This is a genomic window from Pseudomonas sp. B10, from assembly GCF_900156235.1.
Taxonomy (GTDB): domain Bacteria; phylum Pseudomonadota; class Gammaproteobacteria; order Pseudomonadales; family Pseudomonadaceae; genus Aquipseudomonas; species Aquipseudomonas siliginis.
The window spans coordinates 2,435,725-2,455,903 of sequence record NZ_LT707063.1; the positions used below are offsets into that span (position 1 = coordinate 2,435,725).

Here is a 20,179-nt window from a genome sequence, read left to right on the forward strand (position 1 = left end):
AGCCAGCGCTTTCGCGAGCAGGCTCGCTCCCACAGGTTTATGCGGTATTCAAAACATGCGGCCACAAAAAAGCCCGGAACCATCACTGGCCCCGGGCTTTTTCATATTCGCTGCAAACTTACTCAGCGAGCACCTGACCCACGGTCGGGTCCTTGAACAGACGCGTCAGTGCGTCACTCAATACATCGCTGACCAGTTTGGTATTGGTCTCCTGATTCGGCGCCATGCCGAAGCGCTGGTCCAGCGACGCACCGTAACGGCCGCTGTAACGGCGGTTGGCGTTCTGCACGTCGGAGCGGAATGTCGCACCGATGGTGGCTTCGGTCACGTACATGCCTTCTTTCGGCGACTGGTATTTCAGCTCGGCCAGGGTCACGGTCAGCTGTGGCGCGTTGGGTGCGTTGGTGGTCGGGGTGAAGCCGAGCAGGCGTACGGCGGCTTCGGCCTGGGCCTGCAGCTTCGGCAGGATCTGCTCACGCTGCACGGTGATGGCGCTGGTTTCCGGGTACAGACCGCCACGGGTACCGAGGGTTGGCGACGGACGACCGTCGACCACACGCACGATGACAGGCTGGCCGCGACCGACCGCTGGCAGTTGCGTGGTCAGCTTCGGCTCCGGATTCAGTTGTTGCGGGCTGTGGGCGCAGCCGGCGAGGGTCAAACCGGCGACAGTGATCAAACCGAACAACAGGCGTTGCAACATGCTCTTCTCTCCAGAATCAGGCACAAACAGGCCGGCAGTATAGCGGTGGGCCACTGCGCGTAACCAGCGTCGCACAGTGAATACTGAAATGTCTGACAAACCCCGCCGAAAGCGGTTCCTGTCACACATTCTTCACCGTCCATACACCGCGACGTCACGGCCCACCGGCAAGCTTCACAGCAGTCCTCCTTCAAGGAACTCTGCCATGCGTTATCTGATCTCACTGTTCGCCCCGCGCCCGCTGCATCGCAGCTTTGCCCTGCTCGACCGCAACGGTCATTGCCTGGCCTTCAAGCAGTGCAGCCTGCAACCGATGGGCGACGGCTGGGTGGAAATCGAAGAAATCCGCCTGACCTGGCTGAACCAGCCGCTGCCCGCCAGCGCCCGGGTCGTACCGCGACAAATGCGCGCACGGGGTCAGATGCAGTTGAGCATCTGACCGGATGCCTAATAAAAGTCATTAAACACGAGCAACTGCGCGCATTTCTTCGCTACAATCTCCCCCCGATTATAAGGACGTCTCCTGATCGGGCCCCGCAACAGCGTCAATGCGCATGCATCGACATCAAAATCGCCCACAGAGAGCCGCCCACACAGATCGAGTGAAGTTGGCGCGCTTGCCTGTTCTTCCGGCAAAAACCCGCTTTTCGCGAATCTGCAGAGCTGTCATTCGCTCGGCCACCGCGTTGTTTTGCCCTAGCGGGCAGGTGCCAGGCCAAGGCAGCCCTTTTTTGAGGTTCACGTCTTCAAAAGAGCGTGAAAAAAACGGGTTTTCACAACTTCACAAGAGTGTGGCGAGCAAATGAATAGTTTTGCGTCTGAACATGCACCATTAGCGTCTGAAACAGCCCAACGACACAGGACCGGGTATACCTCGAACACCGGAGCCTGAAGCCTGTCCGCTACGGATTTGGTTGCACGAAAACGGATGACTCGACCATAAGTCGAATTGCCAGCCCTGCGCGAAAATGCGTTCATTGAACGCTTGAAACCAGGCCGCACGCATCCGTCGAAGTTGCGAAAAATTGCGAAGATTCGGACATGGCCAACCTGACCACGGATAGCCCGGGCCCACTGACCTGCCCTGGAACGCCTGGCAGCCATGCCGACAATTTGGTGCTGCAGATTTGGGAGACGCGTTAAATGGCGCATAACGAAGCAGTCGACGTAGTTCTGGTAGGGGCCGGCATCATGAGTGCCACCCTGGCCGTACTGCTCAAAGAGCTCGACCCCGCGATCAAGCTGGAAGTCGTCGAGCTGATGGATTCCGGCGCCGCCGAGAGTTCCAATCCGTGGAACAACGCCGGTACCGGTCACGCCGGCCTGTGCGAGCTGAACTACACGCCGCAGGCTGCCGATGGCAGCGTCGACATCAAGAAAGCCGTGCACATCAACACCCAGTTCGAGGTGTCGAAGCAGTTCTGGTCGTACCTGACCAAAAAAGGCACGTTCGGCTCGTGCAAATCCTTCATCAGCCCGGTTCCGCACCTGAGTTTCGTTCAGGGCGAGAGCGGTGTGTCGTTCCTCAAGGAGCGCTTCAACGTGTTGAGCAAGCACCACGCGTTTGCCGACATGGAATACACCGAAGACAAGGGCAAGATGGCCGAGTGGATGCCGCTGATGATGCCGGGGCGCTCGCCGGACGAAGTCCTCGCCGCCACCCGCGTGATGAACGGCACCGACGTCAACTTCGGCGCCCTGACCAATCAGTTGCTCAAGCACCTGAGCAGCGCCCCGGACACTCAGGTCAAATACTGCAAGCGCGTGACCGGCCTCAAGCGTAACGGCGCCGGCTGGACCGTCAGCATCAAGGACGTCAACAACGGCAACACCCGCGAAGTCGACGCAAAGTTTGTCTTCCTCGGTGCCGGTGGCGCGGCCCTGCCGTTGCTGCAGGCTTCGGGCATCGAAGAAAGCAAAGGCTTCGGTGGCTTCCCGATCAGTGGCCAGTGGCTGCGCTGCGATAACCCGGAAGTGGTCAAGCACCACCAGGCCAAGGTCTACAGCCAGGCGGCCGTGGGTTCGCCACCGATGTCGGTGCCGCACCTCGACACTCGCGTCGTCGACGGCAAGAAATCCCTGCTGTTCGGGCCATACGCCGGTTTCACCACCAAGTTCCTCAAGCATGGCTCCTTCATGGACCTGCCGATGTCGGTGCGCGCCGGCAACATCGGGCCGATGCTGGCGGTGGCGAAAAACAACATGGACCTGACCAAGTACCTGGTCAGCGAAGTGATGCAATCGATGGAACAGCGCCTGGAATCGCTGCGGCGTTTCTACCCGCAGGCGAAAGCCGAAGACTGGCGCCTGGAAGTGGCCGGCCAACGGGTGCAGATCATCAAGAAGGATCCGAAAAAGGGCGGCATCCTGCAGTTCGGTACCGAACTGGTCGCGGCGAAGGACGGCTCCCTCGCTGCCCTGCTCGGCGCTTCGCCAGGTGCGTCGGTGACCGTTTCGATCATGCTTGAGCTGATCGAGAAGTGCTTCCCGGCCAAGGCGTCCGGCGAGTGGGCTACCAAACTGGCCGAGATCTTCCCGGCCCGTGAAAAGGTTCTGGAAACCGATGCTGCGCTGTATCGCAAGATCAGCACGCAGAACAATATCGCCCTGGAACTGGTTGAAGAAAGCAGCGAGACGCCAAGCTTCGCCTGATCTTGCGGCATAAAAAAACGCCCCATTGGGGCGTTTTTTTTAGCCTGTCAAAAAGCAAAAGATCTTGTCTTTTGACCTTAACCGCGAGCCTTGTCGATCAACTCGATGTACTCGGCGGCATTACGCTGATCCTTGATGTGATCAACAAAGGTCTGGCCCTGCTCATCCTTGCCATCAACGTCATAACCCGCCGCAACGAAGAAGCCCAGAAAGCGCTCGAAATCATCGATGCGCAAACCGCGATAGGCCTTGATCAGTTTGTGCAGCGACGGCGAAGTGGCGTCGACCGGCTCAAAATCGAGGAACAGCTTGATCTGCTCATCGCCGATCTCGTCACCAATCACTTGTTTCTTATCTTTACGCATTGCCGACTCCAGCTCGCAGACATGACACGGGGCGGGCAGTTTACCCCTGCCCGACCGCCCGGCTCAACGCGGACGAATCGCCCCGGTATGAAGATCGGCCCAGATATGGCCATTGGCATAACTGAGGAACTGCACATAAACAGTGTCATTGCGCAGCAGATCCATCACCACGCGGTACTGAGCGAGCGGATAGAACAGCGTCAGGGTTTTGCTTTTGTCGTCGTAGGCCGGTTTTTTCAGGCTTTTGCTTTCGCCGTCGAAACTCACCAACACCTGAGAAATGCTCGCGCCCTTGTTCAGCGATTTGCCTTTGAGGCGGATCAACAAGGATGAGGTGACCGGAATCGGCTGCTGATTGGACTGGCGCTGCGCACCGACCACCACCGAATACTCGCTGACCTGCAGCAGTTGCTGCTGCTCGGGTTCAGCGTCGCGCAGGGTCAGATCGTCCGGCGGCAGGAACTGGCTGTGCATCGGCGCGGCGGACAGCGGCAGGCTGAGGGACAGCAACAGGGCGGCGAGACTGCAGATCAAGAGGCGCATGACAGGCTCCGGAGGGCGGGGCCGAGCACTCTAGCATGGCTGTCGCGCAAGGATCAGCACACACAAAAACAACTGTGGGAGCGAGCCTGCTCGCGAAAGCGGTGTGTCAGTTTTCAATGATGCTGACTGACACGACGCCTTCGCGAGCAGGCTCGCTCCCACAGGGGGCAATGCAGGTTCTTACATGCCTTTAACGGCGTAAATCCCGTTGGCATTGCGCCAGTAGCCTTTGTAGTCCATGCCATAACCGAAGATGTAGCGGTCGATGCACGGCAGGCCGACGAAATCGGCTTTCAGGTCAGGACGTGCCTTACGGTCGTGGTCCTTGTCGATCAGCACGGCGGTGTGCACTTTGCGTGCGCCGGCGTGTTTGCAGAAGTCGATGATCGCGCCCAGGGTATGACCTTCGTCGAGGATGTCGTCGATGATCAGCACGTCGCGGTCGATGAACGAGACTTCCGGCTTGGCTTTCCAGAACAGGTCGCCGCCGCTGGTTTCGTTGCGATAACGGGTCGCGTGCAGGTAGGACGCTTCCAGCGGGAATTGCAGATGCGTCAGCAGTTTGCCGGAGAAGATCAGGCCGCCGTTCATCACGCAGAACACCACCGGATTGCTGTCAGCCAGTTGCTCGTTGATTTGTGCACCGACGCGGGCGATGGCCGCCTCGACTTCAGATTCGGTGTACAGGCAGTCAGCCTCTCGCATGATTTGACGGATATGCTCGAGATCAGCGGACATGGCGCTCTCCAGGGGTTGGCGGAATTGGAAAAGCGGGCAAAGGTACGCATCCCGCGAGGTCGAATCAAGCTCTTATGGACTAACGTACAGAATGTCCTATAGGACATCACCCTCGGATAGATTAATCTAGGCCGGTTTTTTTGCCCGCCGCCGGAGCCTTTCCCATGCCCATCCTCGAGATCCGCCATCCGCTGATCCGTCATAAACTCGGCCTGATGCGCCGCGCTGACATCAGCACCAAGAATTTCCGCGAGCTCGCTCAGGAAGTCGGCGCCCTGTTGACCTATGAAGCTACAAAAGATCTGCCGCTCGAATCCTACGACATTGCCGGCTGGTGCGGCACCGTGTCGGTGGAGAAGATCGCCGGCAAGAAGATCACCGTCGTGCCGATCCTGCGTGCCGGCATCGGCATGCTCGAAGGCGTGCTCAGCCTGATCCCGGGCGCCAAGGTCTCCGCTGTGGGCGTTGCCCGCAATGAAGAAACCCTGCAAGCGCACACCTATCTGGAAAAACTGGTACCGGAAATCGACGAGCGCCTGGCGATGATCATCGACCCGATGCTCGCCACCGGCAGCTCCATGGTTGCCACCATCGACCTGCTGAAAAAGGCCGGTTGCCGCGACATCCGCGCCATGGTCCTGGTGGCCGCGCCGGAAGGCATTGCTGCCGTCGAACAGGCGCACCCGGACGTGACCATCTACACCGCGTCCATCGATGAACGCTTGAACGAGCACGGCTACATCATTCCTGGGCTTGGCGACGCCGGTGACAAGATCTTCGGCACCAAGCAGAAGGACGCGTGACCATGCAGCAAGAGTTCAACGATCCGCTCTGGCGCACGGTGCTGTCCGGCGCGCAGATGCTGTTCGTGGCTTTCGGCGCCTTGGTGCTGATGCCGCTGATCACCGGCCTCGACCCCAACGTGGCACTGTTCACCGCAGGTCTGGGCACGATTCTGTTCCAGATCGTCACCGGGCGTCAGGTGCCGGTGTTCCTCGCGTCGAGCTTCGCCTTCATCACGCCGATCATTCTCGCCAAGGGCCAGTTCGGCCTCGCCGCGACCATGGGCGGGGTGATGGCGGCCGGTTTCGTCTACACCTTCCTCGGCCTCGCCGTGAAGATCAAAGGCACGGGCTTCATTGACCGTCTGCTGCCACCGGTGGTGATTGGTCCGGTGATCATTTCCATCGGCCTGGCCATGGCGCCGATTGCCGCGAACATGGCGATGGGCAAGGCCGGCGACGGCACCGAGCTGATCCACTATCAGACGGCGATGATGATTTCCATGCCGGCGCTGCTGACCACGCTGATCGTGGCGGTGTTCGGCAAGGGCATCTTCCGTCTGGTGCCGATCATTTCCGGCGTGCTGGTAGGTTTTGCCATGTCGTTCTATTTCGGCGTGGTCGATACGGCGAAAATTGCTGCAGCGCCATGGTTTGCCTTGCCGCACTTCACCGCGCCCGAGTTCAACTGGCAGGCGATTCTGTTCATCGTTCCAGTGGCGCTGGCCCCGGCGATCGAACACATCGGCGGCGTGATTGCCGTCGGTAGCGTGACCGGTCGCGATTACCTGAAAAAGCCAGGCCTGCATCGCACCCTGCTCGGTGACGGCATCGCCACCACGGCCGCCGGCCTGTTCGGTGGCCCGCCCAACACCACTTACGCCGAAGTGACCGGCGCGGTGATGCTGACCAAGAACTACAACCCGAAAATCATGACCTGGGCGGCGATCTTCGCCATCACCCTGGCGTTCATCGGCAAGTTCGGCGCGCTGCTGCAGAGCATTCCGGTACCGGTAATGGGCGGGATTCTGTGTCTCTTGTTCGGATCGATCGCAGCGGTGGGCATGAACACCCTGATCCGCCACAAGATCGACCTGGGCGAAGCGCGCAACCTGGTGATTGTTTCGGTGACGCTGGTGTTCGGTATCGGCGGCGTGCTGGTCGGCACCGGCACCGGTCCTGATGACTTCGGCCTCAAAGGCATCGCGCTGTGCGCGGTGGTGGCGATTGCGCTGAACCTGATCCTGCCGGGCAATGATGGCTGGAAGCAGAAGAAGGCGGATGAGCCGCTGATTTAACCCCCCGCAATGATCGTTCCCACGCTCCGCGTGGGGATGCCTCAAGGGACGCTCCGCGTCCAGTGACGCGGAGCGTCACGGGCTGCATTCCCACGCAGAGCGTGGGAACGATCACTGTGTGAGCGGGCTTGCTCAGAGGGCCAGCGGCGCTCGTTCGCAGAGGGTCGCCAACGCCTTGGCCCATTGCGGGTCGTCGTTCAGGCACGGCACCAGCACCAACTCTTCGCCCCCCGCTTCGCGGAACTGTTCCTTGCCGCGATCGCCGATCTCTTCCAGCGTCTCGATGCAATCGGCGACGAACGCCGGGCACATCACCAGAATCTTTTTCGCCCCGCTTTTGGCCAGTTCATCCAGCCGCGCTTCGGTGTACGGCTCGATCCATTTCGCCCGGCCCAGGCGTGACTGAAACGACACCGACCATTTGCCGTCCGCCAGCCCCATGCTTTTGGCGAAGGCGGCGGCGGTACGGAAACACTGCGCGCGATAACAGGTTGCCAATACCTCCGGCGAGGCGGTCTGGCAGCAATCGGGGCCCTTGAGGCAGTGATTGCCCGTCGGGTCGAGTTTGCTCAGATGCCGCTCCGGCAAGCCGTGAAAGCTCAGCAGCAGATGATCGTAATCCTGCTGCAGATGCGGACGCGCGCTGGCGGCCAGTGCTTCGATATATTCCGGCTGATCGTAGAACGGTTGCAGGATCGACAACTGCACGTCGAGCTTCTTCTCGCGTAGCACGCGCCGGGCTTCTTCGATCACGGTGGTCGTGGTGCTGTCGGCGAACTGCGGGTACAGCGGCGCCAGGGTGATCTTCTTATGTCCCGCTTTGACCAGACGCAGCAGACAGGTTTCGATCGACGGCTCGCCATAGCGCATCGCCAAATCCACCGGGCCGTGTTTCCACGTGCGGGTCATCTGCTCCTGCAAGCGGCGGCTGAGCACCACCAGCGGCGAACCCTCCTCCCACCAGATCGAGGCATAGGCGTGTGCCGATTGCTCGGGACGCTTGATCAGGATCAGCGACACCAGCAGCCGCCGCAGCGGCCATGGCAAGTCGATCACGTAGGGGTCCATCAGAAACTGATTGAGGTAGCTGCGCACATCGGCCACCGAGGTGGAGGCCGGAGAGCCCAGGTTGACCAGAAGCAAAGCGTGATCGGTCATGCAACGTCCTATTTCAGAGGCGGCTGGAGAGGTCATCCAGAGCCGCGCGTAAATCCGTAAAGCGGAAGCTGAACCCCGCTTCCACCAGGCGTGCCGGCGTCGCACGCTGGCCGCCGAGCAATAACAGTGACAGCTCGCCGAGCATGACCTTTAGCGCCAGGGTCGGCATCGGCATGAACGCCGGGCGGTGCAACACACTGCCCAGGGTCTTGGCAAATTCGCGGTTGCGCACAGGTTTCGGCGCGCAGGCATTATAAGGACCGCTGGCCTGATTCCGGTGCAGAAGAAAATCAATCAGGGCGATTTGATCGTCGATGTGAATCCACGGCATCCACTGTCGACCATTGCCCAAAGGCCCGCCCAGCCCGAGCTTGAACGGCAGCAACAGCCGCGACAAAAAGCCGCCCTCAGCCGACAGCACCAGACCGGTTCGCACCAGCACCACGCGGATGCCGAGGTTCTCGGCACGCAGCGCGGTTTCTTCCCAGGCGATGCACAACTGACTGGCGAAGTCGTCGATGCCGGGCGGTGATTCTTCAGTCAACTCGCGTTCGCCACCGTCGCCGTACCAGCCGATCGCCGAGCCGGAAATCAGCAGCGACGGTTTCTGCACACGAGTTTCCAGCCACGCCAGCAGCGTTTCCGTCAGCGTGATGCGGCTGCTCCACAGCAACGCCTTGCGACGATGGGTCCAGGGGCGATCGGCAATCGGCGCGCCGGCGAGATTGACGATCGCATCCAGCGGCTCTTCGCCGAGGTCCTCCAGACGCGAAATTCCGCGCACCTGCGCGCCGCAGATCTGCGCGACTTTTTCCGCGCGGCGACTCCACACCGTCAGCCGATGGCCCTGCTCCAGCCAGTGCCGGCAGAGCTGACGTCCGATCAAACCAGTACCGCCGGTCAGCAATATGTGCATGACATCTTCCTCGCGTGGCGTTTAACCCGGATCACTAGTCTATTTTTATAGGCAGGGATCTTTTCGATCGGGCAGGCTCTATGGTTTAACAATAGGCCAAGCTGTCAGAACGAGAACGCTAGAAGTTATACCAAAAAACAGAATTGTACAGGTTTGATCGACGGCGTAGTCTGTACAGAAAGGTAAACGAGGCCCCTATGACTGTACCTATCGCAATCATCGGCACCGGCATCGCCGGGCTCTCCGCCGCCCAGGCTCTGACAGAGACCGGGCATACCGTTCAACTGTTCGATAAAAGCCGCGGCAGTGGCGGACGCATGTCGAGCAAGCGCAGCGACGCTGGCTCGCTTGACATGGGTGCTCAGTACTTCACCGCGCGCGACCGGCGCTTCGTCACTGAGGTGCAGCGCTGGCAGAGCCGGGGCTGGGCCGCCGAGTGGGCGCCGCAGCTCTACACTTTCCAGGGCGGGCAATTGAACATGTCGCCGGACGAGCAGACCCGCTGGGTCGGCACGCCGCGCATGAGCGCCATCACCCGCGGCCTGCTCGATGGCTTGGATGTGCAGTTTGCCTGCCGCATCACCGAGGTCTATCGCGGTGAAGAACACTGGCATCTGCAGGACGCCGACGGTTGCACTCACGGCCCCTTCAGCCATGTGGTGATCGCCACGCCGGCACCGCAAGCCAGCGCGTTGCTGGCCGCCGCACCGAAACTTGCCGGCGTCGCTGCCGGGGTGAAGATGGAGCCGACCTGGGCCGTCGCTCTCGCCTTCGAAACCCCGCTGGATACGCCAATCGAAGGCTGCTTCGTACAGGACAGCCCGCTCGACTGGCTGGCGCGCAACCGCAGCAAACCCGGGCGCGACAGCACTCTCGACACGTGGGTGCTGCATGCAACCAGCGCCTGGAGCCGGCAACACATCGACCTCTCCAAGGAAGCAGTAATCGAACATCTGCACGGTGCGTTCGCCGAACTGCTGCACAGCGCCATGCCTGCGCCGACCTTCAGCCTCGCCCACCGCTGGCTCTACGCCCGCCCCGCCACTGGCCATGAATGGACCACACTTGCCGATGTTGATCTGGGCTTGTACGCCTGTGGCGACTGGTGCCTGTCGGGCCGCGTTGAAGGCGCTTGGCTGAGCGGTCAGGAGGCTGCACGTCGCTTGCACGAACACCTGCAATGAATCGCATCAATCCGCGCAAATTGCTGCTGTCGAAGTGGACAGCAGCCCACCCGCAAAATCGCGAAAAACATTTTCTGGTCACCGAACTGATCCGCGACGAGGAAGGTACGGTGCTGGAAGTTGAATTGCAGGCGGTGCTGACCCAGCGTAGCGAGCGACTGGATTGGCAGGTGCTGAAAGACAGCGAGCACTGGTTACTTGGCTGGAAATAGATTTCCCTTGTGGGAGCGAGCCTGCTCGCGATAGCGCTGTATCAGATGCGAATTCCTTTACTGACCCACCGCTTTCGCGAGCCGGCTCGCTCCCACAGATTCAGCTCCGTACAAAAATCTTATACAAATCATTTGACTTGTACATCCATCGATCTATGCTGAGGAAAAGTTGTACAGCGATAACTCTCTGTACAGGTATAGATTCGAGGTGCCCATGTCTACTGCTTCCCTGTCCAAGCCGAAGATCGCCATCAGCGCCTGCCTGTTGGGCGAAGAAGTGCGCTACAACGGTGGGCACAAGGAATCGCGGCTGTGCAGCCGTACCCTCACCGAATATTTCGACTTCGTCCCGCTGTGCCCGGAAGTCGCCATCGGCATGGGCATTCCCCGTGAGCCGATCCGGCTGGTCGGCGACCCTGAACAACCCGAGGCCGTCGGCACCGTCGACCGCACCATCAACGTCACCAGGCCGCTGGCCGAGTACGGCGAGAAAATGGCCGCCGAGTTGCAGGACCTGTCCGGCTACATCTTCATGCAGCAGTCGCCCTCCTGCGGGCTGGAACGGGTCAAGGTCTATCACGACAACGGCGCGCCAGTGAACGGTGGCGGACGCGGCATCTATGCTCAGGCATTCTGTGCACAGCATCCGGATCTGCCGGTGGAAGAAGCCGGGCGCCTCAACGATCCGGTGCTGCGGGAAAACTTCATCACCCGCGTCCTCGCCTACAGCGCCTGGCAGCAAGTGCTCGCCGAGGGCCTGAGCCGCCGCGCCCTCACCGAATTCCATTCGCGCTACAAGTACCTGCTGATGGCGCACAACCCGCTGCAATACAAAAACCTCGGCAAGATGCTCGGCAACATGGCTGACAGCGATCCCGCCGAGCTCGGCCCGCGCTACTTCAGCGAGCTGATGGCCGCGCTGAAGAAATGCGCCACGCGCGGCACCCACTGCAACGTGCTGCTGCACCTCAGCGGTTATTTGAAACAATCGCTGAGCGCCGAAGACAAACAGGAAATGCAGCAGATCATCGGCCAGTACCGCCAGGGCATCGTGCCGCTGGTGGTGCCGTTGACGCTGCTCAAACACCATTTTCGACTCCATCCGGACCCGTACATCGCGCAGCAGGTTTACCTGCAGCCGCATCCGGAAAACCTCAGTCTGCGAAACGCGATCTAATGAACGATAAAACCGACAGCAGCGCCCAGGAAGACCTCGGCGCCGACTTCAAGAAAGCCCTCGACGAGGGCTGGTTGCCAATTCGCGAAGTCGCGCGGCAGACCGGCGTCAACGCCATCACCCTGCGCGCGTGGGAACGTCGCTATGGGTTGGTGGTGCCCCAGCGCACGCCCAAGGGCCATCGACTGTATAGCGCTGAACATGTGCAGCGAATCATGGCCATCCTCACCTGGCTCAACCGTGGCGTTGCGGTCAGCCAGGTCAAGCCACTGCTCGATGCGCCGCAGGCCTTCACGGAAACCGTGGAAAACGATTGGCAGCGTCTGCATCAGACCTTGCTGTCGGCGGTCACCGCGCTCAATGAGCGGGCGCTGGATGACAGCGTCAATCAGGCCATCGCCTTGTATCCGCCACGGACGTTGTGCGAGCAATTGCTGATGCCGCTGCTGGCCGAGCTCGAACAGCGCTGGCAGGGCCAGTTCGGCGCACAGATGGAACGGACGTTTTTCTTTTCCTGGTTGCGCAGCAAATTCGGCGCACGCATCTACCATAACAACCGTCAGCTGCATTCGGCGCCGCTGTTGTTGATCAATCATTCCGACCTGCCGCTGGAGCCGCATCTGTGGCTGTGCGCATGGCTGATCAGCAGTGCCGATTGCCCGGTGCAAGTGTTCGACTGGCCACTGCCGGCCGGTGAACTGGCGCTGACCGTCGAGCATCTGCAAGCCCGTGGCGTGCTGCTGTATTCGAGCAAAGCCATGCAACTGGCGCAGTTGCCAAAGCTGTTGGCGAACGTCAATTGCCCGACCGTGATTGCCGGCCCCGCGGTGCACATCCACCACGACGAGTTGTCCGCACGCAGCGCCCAGACTGCCGGTCTGTTCCTGGCTGAAGATCCGCTTGCCGCACACCAGGCGCTGCTCGAGCGCGGATTGATTTGATGATGGGTTTAATCACATGCAACTGATCTGGCTGCGCAGCGACTTGCGCCAACATGACAACACTGCCCTCGCGGCCGCCGCAGCGCGCGGCCCGACCGTGGCGGTGTATCTGTTGAGTCCGCAGCAATGGCTGGAGCACGACGATGCGCCGTGCAAAGTGGATTTCTGGCTGCGCAATTTGCGCGAACTGAGCCAGAGCCTCGGCGCGCTGAACATCCCGTTGTTGATTCGCAGCGCACCGCACTGGGATCAGGCACCGGCAGAACTGCTCAAGCTGTGCCGGCAATTGAAGATCGAGGCGGTGCACGTCAACGAGGAATACGGCGTTCACGAAAGCCGCCGCGATGAAGCCGTGGCCGAAACGTTGCGAGCCGAGGGCATCGAATTCCACAGCTATCTGGATCAATTGCTGTTCAAACCCGGCACGATCCTGACCAAGACCGGCACCTATTTCCAGGTGTTCAGTCAGTTCCGCAAGGTCTGCTACGAACGCCTGCACCGCTCGATGCCTGCATTGACCAAAGCACCGGGCAAACAGGCCGCGCTGGATATCGAAAGTGACGCAATTCCCGAGGCGGTCAAAGGCTTCGCCACGCCGAGCGAATCCCTGCGCGCCCTGTGGCCGGCCGGCGAGCAAGAGGCGCGGCGCCGCCTCGACACCTTCACCGACGCGCAGATCGACTACTACCGCAGCGAACGCGATTTCCCGGCCAAACCCGGCACCAGCCAATTGTCGGCATACCTCGCCGCCGGGGTGATCTCGCCACGCCAGTGCCTGCACGCCGCGCTGCAAAGCAATCAGGGCGAGTTCGAAAGCGGCAAGGTCGGCGCGGTGACCTGGATCAACGAGCTGCTGTGGCGCGAGTTCTATAAACACATTCTGGTCGGCTACCCACGCGTCTCCCGGCATCGCGCCTTCCGCCCGGAAACCGAGGCGCTGGCCTGGCGCGATGCGCCGGAAGAACTCAAGGCCTGGCAGGAGGCACGCACCGGACTGCCGATCATCGATGCGGCGATGCGCCAATTGCTCGAAACCGGCTGGATGCACAATCGCCTGCGCATGGTCGTGGCGATGTTCCTGACCAAAAATCTGTTAATCGACTGGCGCGAGGGCGAACGCTTTTTCATGCGCCACCTGATCGACGGCGACCTGGCGGCCAACAACGGTGGCTGGCAGTGGAGCTCATCGACCGGCACCGACTCGGCGCCGTACTTCCGTATCTTCAACCCGTTGAGCCAGTCGGAAAAATTCGATGCCGAAGGCGTGTTCATCAAGCACTGGTTGCCGGAACTGGCCGGGCTCAACAAGAAGGAAGTGCACAATCCGGCGGCAGCCGGAGGACTGTTCGGCGTGGCCGATTATCCGGCGCCGATCGTTAACCTCAGCACTTCACGCGAGCGTGCGCTGACAGCGTTCAAGAACTTGCCGTCGCGCCAGCCTGTGGGCGGCAGCGATGAGTGAATTCCTGCGCAGCTTCGCCCGCGAGTTTTCCGGGTTGAACAAGGACAACCTGCATCGCCTCGGCGAGCTGTACAGCGAAGACATTCATTTCACCGATCCGCTGCACGAAGTTCAGGGCCTGGCACAACTGCGGGATTACTTCAGTGAGCTGTACGCCAACGTCAGCGATCTGCGTTTCGATTTTCACGGCTTTGACCAGACCCGCGAAGGTGAGGGTTACCTGCGCTGGGTCATGAGTTATCGCCATCCGCGCCTGGCCAACGGTCGGGAAATCAGGGTCGGTGGCTGCTCGCACCTGCTCTGGCGCGACAAGGTTTATCGCCATCGGGATTATTTCGATGCCGGGGCGCTGCTGTATGAACACTTGCCAATATTGGGCCGGGTGATTGCCTGGCTGAAAAGGAGAATGGGATGAGTCGTACACCTCCACGGCGGTATTGGTTGACCGGCGCCAGCAGTGGCATCGGTGCAGCCTTGTGTGAGGACATTCTGAAAAGCGGCGCACACCTGGCGGTCAGCTCGCGCTCGGCCGCGCCGCTCAAGGTTTTGTCCCAGCGCTACCCGGGCCAGGTGCTGGTGGTGCCCGGCGATCTGACCAACAGTCAGACCGTGCGCGAAATCGGTGAGCAGATCACCGAGGCCTGGGGTTCGCTGGACAGCGTGATTCTCAACGCCGGCACCTGTGAATATGTCGACGCGCGCCAGTTCGACTCGTCGATCATCGAGCACGTAGTGCGCACCAATCTGCTCGCCAGCAGCTATTGCATCGAAGCCGCCCTGCCGCTGCTGCGCAAAGGCACGGCGCCGCACCTGGTCGGCATGGCCAGCTCGGTGACTTACCTGCCGCTGCCACGGGCCGAAGCCTATGGCGCATCGAAGGCCGGGCTGCGTTACCTGTTCGAATCGCTGCGCATCGATCTGGCGGATGAAGGCATTGAAGTCACCATCATCAGCCCGGGTTTTGTCGAAACGCCGCTGACCGAGAGGAACGATTTCCCGATGCCGCTGAGCTGGCCTGCGGATAAAGCGGCGCGGCACATCTTCGCCAAACTCAAGGACCGTCCGCTGGAAATTGCCTTCCCGGGGCTGTTCATGGCCGCGCTGTGGCCGCTGTCCAAGCTGCCCGCTCGCGCGCAACTGGCGATCGGCAAACGCATGGTGCGCAAGAACCCACCGCAGCGGGACCCGATATGAAAATCGCCGTAATTGGCAGCGGTATCGCCGGGCTCACCTGCGCCTACCTGCTGAACCGCCGCCACGACATCACCGTGTTCGAAGCGAGTGACTGGGTCGGCGGCCATACCCACACCGTACCGGTCAGCGTGGCCGGGCAATCGTTCGCCATAGATACCGGTTTCATCGTGTTCAACGACTGGACCTACCCGAACTTCATTCGCTTGCTCAACCAGCTCGGCGTGGCGTTCAAGCCGACCGAAATGAGCTTTTCGGTAACCGACCCGGACACTGGCGTGGAGTACAACGGCAACAACCTCAACAGCCTGTTCGCCCAGCGTAGCAATCTGTTGTCGCCGGGGTTCTGGGGCATGCTGCGCGATATTCTGCGCTTCAACAAAGAAGCCCAGCGCGACTTGATCGAACTGCGCATCGCCGCCGATACCACGCTCGATGATTACCTCAAGGCCGGCGGCTACGGCGAGCGTTTCATCCTGCATTACATCGTGCCGATGGGCGCGGCGATCTGGTCGATGCCGATGGCGGAAATGCTCAATTTCCCGCTGCAGTTTTTCCTGCGTTTTTTCAAGAATCATGGCCTGTTGTCGGTCAGTGATAGGCCGCAGTGGCAGGTCATCGAAGGCGGTTCCAGTGCCTACGTCGCGCCGCTGACCGCTTCGTTCAGCGACAGGATTCGCCTGAACTGCCCGGTCAGCCGCGTCGAGCGCAATCAGCATGGCGTGGTTATCCACAGCCCGGCCGGCCTCGAACATTTCGACAAAGTGGTGTTCGCCTGTCACAGCGATCAGGCGCTGAACCTGCTGGCCAACCCGAGCGACGCCGAGCGCTCGATTCTCGGCGCCCTGCTCTACGCCGACAACGACGTCGTGCTGCACACCGACACGCGCCTGCTGCCGACGCGCAAACTGGCCTGGGCCAGCTGGAATTATCGCCTCGGGGGCGCCGGCCATACGCGCGCGGCGGTCACCTACAACATGAACATCCTGCAGGGCATCGAAAGCGACACCACGTTCTGCGTCAGCCTCAACCAGACCGCCGGCATCAGCCCGGACAAGGTACTGGCCCGCTACACCTACGCCCACCCGCAATACACGCTCGCCGCAGCGGCCGCGCAAAACCGATGGGGCGAACTCGATGGCGAGCAGCACACGCATTATTGCGGCGCCTACTGGGCCAACGGCTTTCATGAAGACGGCGTGGTCAGCGGTTTGCGCGTGGCCGCTGCGTTCGGTGAAACCCTGTGAACAGCGCACTGTATAGCGGCGTGATTGGCCACCGACGTTTTGCGCCGCGCCGCCACGAATTCCGCTACCGCATTGGCCTGCTCTATCTCGACCTGAGCGAACAAGACGCCGTGCTGGCCTTGTCGCCACTGGTGGGGCGCAGCCGCTTTGCGCCGTTCTCGTTTCGCGAAACCGATTACCTGAAAGCCTTCACCGGCAAGGGCATGCGCCTGATCGACGCCGTGCGCCAGCAGGTCGGTGCAGCCATCGGTCATGAACCACAAGGCGCGGTATGCCTGCTGACCCAGCCGCGCAGCTGGGGGCTGTCGTTCAATCCGGTGAGCTTCTTCTACTGCCATGAAGCCGACGGACAACTCGCGGCGATCGTTTGTGAAGTCACCAATACGCCATGGCGCGAGCGTTTTCATTACGTGTTGCCGGCGCAGACGCCGACCAGTCTGGTGGATTTCCACCAACATTTTGCTGTAGCCAAGGCGTTTCACGTCTCGCCGTTTCTGCCCCGTGACCTCGAATACCGCATGAGCTTCAGCCCGGCCGCGCAAAGCCTGGGTGTGCACATGGCCGATTGGCAGGGCAGCGAGAAACTGTTCGACGCCACACTGAATCTGCGCCGCGAACCGCTCGATCGTCGCAGCCTGCATCGCTATCTGCGGCGCTTCCCGTGGATGACCGCAAAAACCGCTCTGGCGATTTATTGGCAAGCACTGCGACTGCTGCTCAAGCGCGCGCCGATCTTCCCTCACCAGGCTGCCGACGGCAGCTTTAAAACCGCCACTGTGCCTCCGAAGGAGCCGCACCATGAAATCCTCTAGCCTGCCGCTCGGTCGCTTCAGCACCAACGGTTTGACCGGCTCGCTGCTGCGCCGTGGCGTGTTGCGCCAATTGGCCCAGCTCAAACACGGACAATTGATGGTCGTCGAGGATGGCGAACAAATGCTTTTCGGCACCCCGGGCAGTGCTCTGCTTGGTGAAGTCCATGTGCTCGATCCGGCCCTGTGGGGCATGGTCGCCAGCAGCGGCTCGATCGGCGCCGGCGAAGCATTCATCCACGGCTATTGGAGTTCGCCGGACCTGACTGCTGTGGTGCGCGTATTCGTCAGCAATCTCGATGTACTCGATGCCATGGAGGGTGGCCTGGCGCGTCTCGGCCGGCCCTTCGTGCAAGGCCTGCACTGGCTCAACCGCAACACGCGCAAGGGTTCGCAGAAAAACATCGCCGCGCACTACGACCTCGGCAATGAACTGTTCGAACAGTTTCTCGACCCGACCATGATGTATTCCGCCGCCCAGTTCCTTTCGCCGAGCGACACCCTGGAACAGGCGCAACTGAACAAACTCGAGCGCATCTGCCAGAAACTCGCGCTCAAGCCCAGCGACCACCTGCTGGAAATCGGCACCGGCTGGGGCAGCATGGCGTTGTACGCGGCGCAGCATTACGGTTGCCGCGTGACCACCACGACGCTGTCGAAAGAGCAGTTCGCGTTCACTGCCAAACGCATCGAACAATTGGGCTTGCAGGACCGCGTCACCTTGCTGCTCAAGGATTACCGCGACCTGAGTGGCGAGTACGACAAACTGGTGTCGATCGAGATGATCGAAGCGGTCGGCCATCGGTTCCTGCCCACCTACTTCAAGCAATGCGCGCAGTTGCTCAAGAGCAACGGCCTGATGCTGCTCCAGGCGATCACCATTCGCGAGCAACGCTACGAACAGGCCAAGCGCAGCGTCGACTTTATCCAGCGCTACATCTTCCCCGGCGGCGCCCTGCCATCGGTGCACAAGATGCTCGATGTGGTCAGCCGCGAAACCGACATGAACCTGCTGCACATGGAAGATTTCGGCCTGCATTACGCCAAGACCCTGCGCCTGTGGCACGAGAACTTTCGCCTCGCCCACGGTCGCCTGAGCGAACTGGGCTACGACGATTATTTCCTGCGTTTGTGGGAGTTCTATCTGTGCTACTGCGAGGGCGGATTCCTCGAACGCACCATCGGCACCGCGCAATTGCTGCTGGCCAAACCGGCGGCGATGACCGCTCCCCTGCTCGGACGCTTCGATGCGTGAGCGAATCGCCAATGCCGTGCTGTTTCAGCTCGGCTGGCTGGCCTGCGTACTTGGCGGCAACAGTTTGTGGCTGCTGCTGGCACTGGCGGCGCTGGTGATTCATCTGCGCTGGATCAGCAGTTGGGCGGCGGAAGGTCGTTTGATACTGTGCGTGGTGATTGTCGGCACGGCGGTGGACAGTGTCTTGCGTTATCTCGGCGTGTTCCGCTTTGCAGACGCGTCACCGCTGATTCCGCTGTGGCTGATGCTGCTGTGGGCGTTGCTCGCCACCACGTTGCGCCACTGCCTGGCCTGGAGCGCGCGGCCATGGTGGCTGGCCAGCGGACTTGGCGCGGTGGGCGGGGCGTTGTCGTACTACGGTGGCGGACGCCTGGCCGGCGTGCAATTTCCCTACGGCGAGGTGTCAACGCTGATCGTTATCGGGCTGCTCTGGGCAGGCTTGTTCCCACTGTTGCATTTGATGGCGCGGCGTCTGGCGCCGTGAGCGTCCGTCAGCGCTTTCACACCCACCGCGATCACTGCCTTACACTGCCACGATGAAAACCATCCCTCACACACAAATCGCCGAACCGGCGGTCACCTGCTCGACCTGTGCGGCGTGCTGCTGCCAGCTCGAAGTGATGCTGATCACCGACACCGGCGTGCCTGATCGCTTTATCGATACCGATGAATGGGGCGGCGAAGTGATGCTGCGTCTGGACGACGGCTGGTGCGCGGCACTGGATCGCGACAGCATGATGTGCACGATCTATGAACGACGCCCGCTGATTTGCCGCGAGTTTGAAATGGGCGCGCCGGAGTGCATCGAAGAGCGCCGGGGTATTGCGACAGCCTACCGCTGATTTGTTTGACGGCGCAGAAACAACTGTGGGAGCGAGCCTGCTCGCGAAGGCGGTGTGTCAGCCACCATTTGAATTGACTGACACTCTGCTTTCGCGAGCAGGCTCGCTCCCACGTTGGTTCCGCGTAGGCGGATTACAGCGGCATTGTGTAATGCAGCGCGTAGCTTTCTACACCATCGTTGTCGCTGGACAGGCCGGCGTTGGAGTAGTGCGTGGCGCGGATGCCGACTTCGTGGCCGCCGTTGAAACGCAGGCCGACACCGATGCGGTCTTCAAACTGGAAGGAGCCGCCCAGGTTGTTGCTTTCGTATTCGGTGTTGGAGAACAACGCCACGCCGATACCCGCTTCCACGTATGGCTTGACCGACTGGCCGGCAAACTCGTAAACGAATACAGGTGAGAACGACAGGCTGTTGTTGCTGGAAGTCTTGTCACCTTCCCAGTACGTGTAGGCACCGCTCCAGTAGCCGGTCAGACGACCCACGTCGCTCTGCAGCCAGCTCTTGTCCCAGTCGAAATTCATCCCTAAGCGATACGTCATTGTCGAATCGCTGGTACCGCCGACGGCGAATTCAACGCCAGCGGCTTGTGCAGTAATGCTTTGCCCCATCAGTGCGGCCGCAATCGCGGCCAAGCAGAATAGTCGCTTCACTTTGAAACTTCCTTTTCCGGAACGATCGTTTGGTTTTTAGTTGCTGCTGTCG

At 60.9% G+C, this 20,179-nt stretch carries 23 protein-coding genes; 16 read left to right on the top strand and 7 right to left on the bottom strand.

All coding sequences use genetic code 11. The features are described from left to right. Positions 1-118: 118 nt before the first annotated feature. The gene (locus BXA01_RS10845; RefSeq protein ID WP_024014276.1) at positions 119-703 is read right to left on the bottom strand and encodes a YajG family lipoprotein; all 585 of its coding nucleotides are present in this window, start codon (positions 701-703) and stop codon (positions 119-121) included. A gap of 205 nt (positions 704-908) precedes the next feature. On the opposite strand from BXA01_RS10845, the gene BXA01_RS10850 reads away from it, so the two are divergent. Continuing rightward, positions 909-1,142, top strand: coding sequence for a hypothetical protein (locus BXA01_RS10850; RefSeq protein ID WP_076564091.1), 234 nt, complete (start codon positions 909-911; stop codon positions 1,140-1,142). Positions 1,143-1,846: 704 nt separating this feature from the next. Beyond that, positions 1,847-3,355: a malate dehydrogenase (quinone) gene (gene mqo / locus BXA01_RS10855; RefSeq protein WP_076564092.1), complete on the top strand. Its 1,509-nt coding sequence runs from the start codon at positions 1,847-1,849 to the stop codon at positions 3,353-3,355. A 77-nt stretch (positions 3,356-3,432) separates the two neighbouring features. On the opposite strand, the gene BXA01_RS10860 is transcribed toward mqo, so the two are convergent. The 3 genes from BXA01_RS10860 to BXA01_RS10870 form a co-directional block, all read right to left on the bottom strand. Further along, positions 3,433-3,720, bottom strand: a complete 288-nt coding sequence (locus BXA01_RS10860; RefSeq protein ID WP_076564093.1) for a PA4642 family protein — start codon at positions 3,718-3,720, stop codon at positions 3,433-3,435. 63 nt (positions 3,721-3,783) lie between these two features. After that, complete coding sequence (locus BXA01_RS10865; protein WP_016773232.1) at positions 3,784-4,263, bottom strand: hypothetical protein; 480 nt, start codon at positions 4,261-4,263, stop codon at positions 3,784-3,786. A gap of 180 nt (positions 4,264-4,443) precedes the next feature. Beyond that, entirely contained in the window at positions 4,444-5,001 is a 558-nt protein-coding gene (locus BXA01_RS10870; protein ID WP_016773231.1) for a hypoxanthine-guanine phosphoribosyltransferase, read from the bottom strand. A 164-nt stretch (positions 5,002-5,165) separates the two neighbouring features. Here BXA01_RS10870 and upp point away from each other — a divergent pair, with 164 nt between their 5' ends. Together upp and BXA01_RS10880 are read left to right on the top strand one after the other, a co-directional pair. Continuing rightward, on the top strand, positions 5,166-5,804 hold the full coding sequence (gene upp / locus BXA01_RS10875; protein ID WP_024014279.1) for a uracil phosphoribosyltransferase: 639 nt from the start codon (positions 5,166-5,168) through the stop codon (positions 5,802-5,804). Positions 5,805-5,806: 2 nt separating this feature from the next. Continuing rightward, positions 5,807-7,081: a uracil-xanthine permease family protein gene (locus tag BXA01_RS10880; RefSeq protein ID WP_016773229.1), complete on the top strand. Its 1,275-nt coding sequence runs from the start codon at positions 5,807-5,809 to the stop codon at positions 7,079-7,081. Positions 7,082-7,213: 132 nt separating this feature from the next. Here BXA01_RS10880 and hemH read toward each other — a convergent pair whose 3' ends face one another. Then, entirely contained in the window at positions 7,214-8,239 is a 1,026-nt protein-coding gene (gene hemH, locus BXA01_RS10885; protein ID WP_076564094.1) for a ferrochelatase, read from the bottom strand. A gap of 13 nt (positions 8,240-8,252) precedes the next feature. Further along, positions 8,253-9,155 (bottom strand): TIGR01777 family oxidoreductase, encoded by a 903-nt coding sequence (locus tag BXA01_RS10890; protein ID WP_076564095.1) that lies wholly within the window; start codon positions 9,153-9,155, stop codon positions 8,253-8,255. Between the two features lie 197 nt (positions 9,156-9,352). On the opposite strand from BXA01_RS10890, the gene BXA01_RS10895 reads away from it, so the two are divergent. The 12 genes from BXA01_RS10895 (at position 9,353) to BXA01_RS10950 (ending at position 19,475) form a co-directional block, all read left to right on the top strand. Then, positions 9,353-10,339: an NAD(P)/FAD-dependent oxidoreductase gene (locus BXA01_RS10895; protein WP_076564096.1), complete on the top strand. Its 987-nt coding sequence runs from the start codon at positions 9,353-9,355 to the stop codon at positions 10,337-10,339. Further along, a complete protein-coding gene (locus BXA01_RS10900; RefSeq protein ID WP_076564097.1) occupies positions 10,336-10,551 on the top strand; it encodes a TIGR02450 family Trp-rich protein in 216 nt (71 codons plus the stop codon). Before BXA01_RS10895 ends, BXA01_RS10900 begins: the two co-directional genes overlap by 4 nt. A 214-nt stretch (positions 10,552-10,765) precedes the next feature. After that, on the top strand, positions 10,766-11,728 hold the full coding sequence (locus BXA01_RS10905) for a YbgA family protein (RefSeq protein WP_041479992.1): 963 nt from the start codon (positions 10,766-10,768) through the stop codon (positions 11,726-11,728). Next, positions 11,728-12,669 (top strand): MerR family transcriptional regulator, encoded by a 942-nt coding sequence (locus BXA01_RS10910; RefSeq protein WP_076564098.1) that lies wholly within the window; start codon positions 11,728-11,730, stop codon positions 12,667-12,669. The genes BXA01_RS10905 and BXA01_RS10910 overlap by 1 nt, the downstream gene beginning before the upstream one ends. Positions 12,670-12,685: 16 nt before the next feature. Further along, positions 12,686-14,131, top strand: a complete 1,446-nt coding sequence (gene phrB, locus BXA01_RS10915) for a deoxyribodipyrimidine photo-lyase (RefSeq protein WP_076564099.1) — start codon at positions 12,686-12,688, stop codon at positions 14,129-14,131. Continuing rightward, positions 14,124-14,546, top strand: coding sequence for a nuclear transport factor 2 family protein (locus BXA01_RS10920; protein WP_076564100.1), 423 nt, complete (start codon positions 14,124-14,126; stop codon positions 14,544-14,546). The genes phrB and BXA01_RS10920 overlap by 8 nt, the downstream gene beginning before the upstream one ends. Beyond that, positions 14,543-15,325 carry an SDR family NAD(P)-dependent oxidoreductase gene (locus tag BXA01_RS10925; RefSeq protein WP_041479996.1) on the top strand — a complete coding sequence of 261 codons (783 nt, stop codon included), beginning with the start codon at positions 14,543-14,545 and terminating at the stop codon, positions 15,323-15,325. The genes BXA01_RS10920 and BXA01_RS10925 overlap by 4 nt, the downstream gene beginning before the upstream one ends. Beyond that, on the top strand, positions 15,322-16,569 hold the full coding sequence (locus BXA01_RS10930; protein ID WP_076564101.1) for an NAD(P)/FAD-dependent oxidoreductase: 1,248 nt from the start codon (positions 15,322-15,324) through the stop codon (positions 16,567-16,569). Before BXA01_RS10925 ends, BXA01_RS10930 begins: the two co-directional genes overlap by 4 nt. Then, positions 16,566-17,381, top strand: a complete 816-nt coding sequence (locus BXA01_RS10935; protein WP_076564102.1) for a DUF1365 domain-containing protein — start codon at positions 16,566-16,568, stop codon at positions 17,379-17,381. The genes BXA01_RS10930 and BXA01_RS10935 overlap by 4 nt, the downstream gene beginning before the upstream one ends. Then, positions 17,368-18,633: an SAM-dependent methyltransferase gene (locus tag BXA01_RS10940; RefSeq protein ID WP_016773216.1), complete on the top strand. Its 1,266-nt coding sequence runs from the start codon at positions 17,368-17,370 to the stop codon at positions 18,631-18,633. The genes BXA01_RS10935 and BXA01_RS10940 overlap by 14 nt, the downstream gene beginning before the upstream one ends. After that, a complete protein-coding gene (locus BXA01_RS10945; RefSeq protein ID WP_076564103.1) occupies positions 18,626-19,117 on the top strand; it encodes a DUF2878 domain-containing protein in 492 nt (163 codons plus the stop codon). Before BXA01_RS10940 ends, BXA01_RS10945 begins: the two co-directional genes overlap by 8 nt. 52 nt (positions 19,118-19,169) lie before the next feature. Then, positions 19,170-19,475, top strand: a complete 306-nt coding sequence (locus BXA01_RS10950) for a YkgJ family cysteine cluster protein (RefSeq protein ID WP_024014290.1) — start codon at positions 19,170-19,172, stop codon at positions 19,473-19,475. Positions 19,476-19,608: 133 nt separating this feature from the next. On the opposite strand, the gene BXA01_RS10955 is transcribed toward BXA01_RS10950, so the two are convergent. Then, positions 19,609-20,127, bottom strand: coding sequence for an acyloxyacyl hydrolase (locus BXA01_RS10955; RefSeq protein ID WP_076564104.1), 519 nt, complete (start codon positions 20,125-20,127; stop codon positions 19,609-19,611). Between the last annotated feature and the right edge of the window lie 52 nt (positions 20,128-20,179).

Bases quoted from the DNA above. Each gene is read 5' to 3' on its own strand.
- BXA01_RS10900 (WP_076564097.1), top strand. From the start codon at position 10,336: ATGAATCGCATCAATCCGCGCAAATTGCTGCTGTCGAAGTGGACAGCA.
- BXA01_RS10860 (WP_076564093.1), bottom strand. From the start codon at position 3,720: ATGCGTAAAGATAAGAAACAAGTGATTGGTGACGAGATCGGCGATGAG.
- BXA01_RS10890 (WP_076564095.1), bottom strand. From the start codon at position 9,155: ATGCACATATTGCTGACCGGCGGTACTGGTTTGATCGGACGTCAGCTC.
- hemH (WP_076564094.1), bottom strand. From the start codon at position 8,239: ATGACCGATCACGCTTTGCTTCTGGTCAACCTGGGCTCTCCGGCCTCC.
- BXA01_RS10895 (WP_076564096.1), top strand. From the start codon at position 9,353: ATGACTGTACCTATCGCAATCATCGGCACCGGCATCGCCGGGCTCTCC.
- BXA01_RS10905 (WP_041479992.1), top strand. From the start codon at position 10,766: ATGTCTACTGCTTCCCTGTCCAAGCCGAAGATCGCCATCAGCGCCTGC.
- BXA01_RS10845 (WP_024014276.1), bottom strand. From the start codon at position 703: ATGTTGCAACGCCTGTTGTTCGGTTTGATCACTGTCGCCGGTTTGACC.
- BXA01_RS10880 (WP_016773229.1), top strand. From the start codon at position 5,807: ATGCAGCAAGAGTTCAACGATCCGCTCTGGCGCACGGTGCTGTCCGGC.
- BXA01_RS10865 (WP_016773232.1), bottom strand. From the start codon at position 4,263: ATGCGCCTCTTGATCTGCAGTCTCGCCGCCCTGTTGCTGTCCCTCAGC.
- BXA01_RS10930 (WP_076564101.1), top strand. From the start codon at position 15,322: ATGAAAATCGCCGTAATTGGCAGCGGTATCGCCGGGCTCACCTGCGCC.
- BXA01_RS10870 (WP_016773231.1), bottom strand. From the start codon at position 5,001: ATGTCCGCTGATCTCGAGCATATCCGTCAAATCATGCGAGAGGCTGAC.
- BXA01_RS10945 (WP_076564103.1), top strand. From the start codon at position 18,626: ATGCGTGAGCGAATCGCCAATGCCGTGCTGTTTCAGCTCGGCTGGCTG.
- BXA01_RS10910 (WP_076564098.1), top strand. From the start codon at position 11,728: ATGAACGATAAAACCGACAGCAGCGCCCAGGAAGACCTCGGCGCCGAC.
- BXA01_RS10940 (WP_016773216.1), top strand. From the start codon at position 17,368: ATGAAATCCTCTAGCCTGCCGCTCGGTCGCTTCAGCACCAACGGTTTG.
- phrB (WP_076564099.1), top strand. From the start codon at position 12,686: ATGCAACTGATCTGGCTGCGCAGCGACTTGCGCCAACATGACAACACT.
- mqo (WP_076564092.1), top strand. From the start codon at position 1,847: ATGGCGCATAACGAAGCAGTCGACGTAGTTCTGGTAGGGGCCGGCATC.
- BXA01_RS10920 (WP_076564100.1), top strand. From the start codon at position 14,124: ATGAGTGAATTCCTGCGCAGCTTCGCCCGCGAGTTTTCCGGGTTGAAC.
- BXA01_RS10850 (WP_076564091.1), top strand. From the start codon at position 909: ATGCGTTATCTGATCTCACTGTTCGCCCCGCGCCCGCTGCATCGCAGC.
- BXA01_RS10950 (WP_024014290.1), top strand. From the start codon at position 19,170: ATGAAAACCATCCCTCACACACAAATCGCCGAACCGGCGGTCACCTGC.
- upp (WP_024014279.1), top strand. From the start codon at position 5,166: ATGCCCATCCTCGAGATCCGCCATCCGCTGATCCGTCATAAACTCGGC.
- BXA01_RS10925 (WP_041479996.1), top strand. From the start codon at position 14,543: ATGAGTCGTACACCTCCACGGCGGTATTGGTTGACCGGCGCCAGCAGT.